Consider the following 539-nt stretch of genomic DNA (forward strand, 5'->3'; position numbering starts at 1 on the left):
GCGGGCGGAGTGAACATCGATCTTCAACCTGTGATTGAGAAAGTGGATCTAAACCCAGCCTTTGACTCACTAGTAGAAGTCATTGAGGGCTCCCAGTTTGGCGGCATGCTAGCGATGTTTGGTGGTGCGGAAGCTCTACAGCCGATGCGACAACCTTTCGTCGAAAAGATGCAAGTGTCCATCATCGAACTGAGCAAGAGCGACAGCATTAAAGAAGCTTTGAAAGAGCAGTTTGAATCACCAGCCATGATGGATGAGATTAAGCAGAACATCGAAGGCATTATCGACCAACGCCTTAGCGAGTTAACGCCGGCATTGGTTAAAGAAATGGTGCAAAAAATGATTAAAGAACACCTAGGCTGGCTAGTAGTTTGGGGTGGCGTATTCGGTGGTTTGATTGGTGTTATTAGCACCTTTATCGGCGCATAATCCTTCACTAAACATCCAGAGACCTATCGAAAAAGGAGCCTTTTGGCTCCTTTTTTATGTCCTGTACCACGACAAGTGCTTTAGCCTAATAGCTCCGGATTCACACCAAA

General features: G+C 46.4%; 1 pseudogene. It reads left to right on the top strand.

Features of this window, described 5'->3' with window-relative positions:
- Positions 1-429, top strand: a pseudogene (locus R7E78_RS29900) (DUF445 domain-containing protein); the annotation flags it as partial.
- Positions 430-539 lie beyond the last annotated feature (110 nt).

It is taken from the genome of Vibrio sp. YT-19(2023) (genome assembly GCF_033337395.1).